Below are 2,446 nucleotides of genomic sequence, written 5' to 3'. Positions count from 1 at the left end.
GTAAGCGCCCGGCAATGTCACCTTGAACCGGCGGGTCATGAAAGCGACGATCGTGTCCACCTATTTTTTTAATGGACACGTGTACGCTATGAACGAAAATGAAGTGGGTTCTGAAGTGGTGCGGCCGACGCGGCGCCGTCGGCACAGCAAGGAGTTCAAGGAGAAGGTGATTCGTGCGGCGATGCAGCCGAATGTGTCAATCGCTGCGGTCGCGCTGCATTACCAGTTGAATGCGAATTTGCTGCGCCGATGGGTGGCTGCACAGGAGGAACAGGACCTCGCACGTGAGGCGCGCCAGTCGATGAGCGTGCCGCCGGCGGAGTTCGTTCCGCTGCAACTGCAAGCGCCGGGCGCGGTGCCCGCTTCGACGGAGATTCAGATCGAGGTGCGCCGGGGAGCGGCGACCGTCATGGTGCGCTGGCCGCTTTGTGCCGCAGCCGATTGCGCCGCCTGGTTGCAAGGGTGGCTGCGATGATCCGCATCGAGGCGATCTGGCTGGCGACGGAGCCCATCGATATGCGCGCCGGCATCGACACGGTCCTGGCGCGTGTGGTCAAGGTGTTCGGCGCGGCACGTCCGCACCACGCCTACCTGTTCGCCAATAAGCATTCGACGCGCATGAAGGTACTGGTGTACGACGGGTTCGGTATCTGGTTGGCTGCGCGTCGCCTGAACAAGGGGCGGTTCATCTGGACGAATGGGGACCAGGCGATCGCCACCGCGCTCAATCCCGAGCAGTTGCGAGCGCTCGTGACCGGACTACCGTGGCAGACGCTCACACACGATCACGCGATTACGGTCGTGTAATACCCCCAAAGACGTAAACTGGCTTGCTTGCCGCAGCGGGTTGGGTTCTGGCAGACTGGCCCCATGAACCTACCCGCCAACCTCGATGCTCTGAGCCCCGACGAACTGCGCACACTGGCTGCGCAGTTGATGGCTCAGGTCGGCGAGAACGAGCGGGAACTGCGCTACCGTAAGACGCGCATCGACCAGCTTACACACGAGATTGCCGTGCTCAGGCGTCTGCATTTCGGCAAGCGCAGCGAGCAGCTCAACGCCGAGCAACTGAGTCTGCTCAATGAGGCGATCGATGCCGATCTGGCCGCACTCGAAATCGAACTTGAGCAGTTGCAGCCGGATACACCACCGGATAAGCAACGGCAGAAGCCCAGGCGCACACCGCTGCCTCCGCACTTGCCGCGCACCGACATCCACCATGAACCCGACGACAAGACGTGCTCCTGCGGTTGCCAGCGAGTGCGTATCGGCGAGGACGTCAGCGAGAAGCTGGACTATACGCCGGGCGTGTTCACGGTCGAGCGGCACATTCGCGGCAAGTGGGCCTGCAAGGCGTGCGAAACGCTGATTCAGGCGCCTGTTCCGCCTCATGTGATCGACAAGGGCATCCCTACCGCCGGCTTGCTCGCGCAAGTGCTGGTCGCCAAATACGGCGATCACTTGCCGCTGTACCGTCAGGAACGCATCTTCGAACGCGCGGGTCTTGCAATTCCCCAATCAACGCTTGGCGAGTGGGTTGGCGTTTGCGGCGTGCGGTTGCAGCCGCTAGTCGACGCGCTGCGCGACGAGCTTCTGCAACAGGGTGTGCTGCACGCCGATGAGACGCCGGTGCAAATGCTGGTTCCCGGTAAAGGAAAAACGCAACGCGCCTATGTATGGGCGTATGCCACCACGCAGTTCGCCGACGTGCGCGCAGTGGTCTATGAATTCGCGGATAGCCGTGCTGGCGAACATGCTCGCACGTTCCTCGGCAAATGGCGTGGCAAGCTGGTGTGTGATGATTACAGCGCCTATAAAGCCGGATTCGAGCTGGGCATCACTGAAATCGGCTGCGCGGCACATGCCAGGAGGAAGTTCTTCGAACTGCACGCCAACCACAAGAGCCAGATCGCGGAACAGGCCCTGAAATACTTCGTCGCGCTATACGACGTCGAGCGCGACGTTGCAGACCTGAAGCCCGATCGAAGATGTATCGAGCGCCAGGAGCGAGCGCGACCCATTGCCGATGCATTGCATGCCTGGATGACCGGTCAGCGCAAACTGGTCTCCGAGGGATCGGCGATCGCCAGGGCACTCGACTACAGCCTCAAGCGATGGGACGCGCTTACACGCTATCTTGTCGATGGGCATGTGCCCATCGACAACAACTGGCTGGAAAATCAGATTCGTCCATGGGCCCTGGGAAGGGCGAACTGGCTCTTCGCGGGCTCTTTGCGCGCGGGCCAACGTGCAGCCGCGATTATGAGCCTGATTCGATCAGCGCAGCTCAACGGCCATGATCCATACGTCTACCTGAAAGACGTACTGAATCGCTTGCCAACGCATCGCGCCGACCACATCGCTCAGCTACTGCCTCATCGCTGGGCGCCGATCACCGCCTGATCGCTCGTAGGCACTCCCCAGGGTGCCATTGCCGGGCGCTTAC

Annotated in this window: 3 protein-coding genes; all 3 read left to right on the top strand. The window is 61.5% G+C overall.

The window, feature by feature from the left end:
* The first annotated feature begins 37 nt into the window (after positions 1–37).
* Positions 38–475 carry an IS66-like element accessory protein TnpA gene (tnpA, locus tag F6X42_RS42270; protein ID WP_187639685.1) on the top strand — a complete coding sequence of 146 codons (438 nt, stop codon included), beginning with the start codon at positions 38–40 and terminating at the stop codon, positions 473–475.
* Positions 472–807 carry an IS66 family insertion sequence element accessory protein TnpB gene (gene tnpB / locus F6X42_RS42265; protein ID WP_133662130.1) on the top strand — a complete coding sequence of 112 codons (336 nt, stop codon included), beginning with the start codon at positions 472–474 and terminating at the stop codon, positions 805–807. Before tnpA ends, tnpB begins: the two co-directional genes overlap by 4 nt.
* Positions 808–870: 63 nt before the next feature.
* Positions 871–2,403, top strand: coding sequence for an IS66 family transposase (gene tnpC / locus F6X42_RS42260; RefSeq protein ID WP_187639686.1), 1,533 nt, complete (start codon positions 871–873; stop codon positions 2,401–2,403).
* Positions 2,404–2,446: the final 43 nt, after the last annotated feature.

This window comes from Paraburkholderia podalyriae (assembly GCF_014397785.1).
Classification (GTDB): Bacteria; Pseudomonadota; Gammaproteobacteria; order Burkholderiales; family Burkholderiaceae; genus Paraburkholderia; species Paraburkholderia podalyriae.
This window is presented reverse-complemented; position numbering and strand designations above follow the sequence as displayed.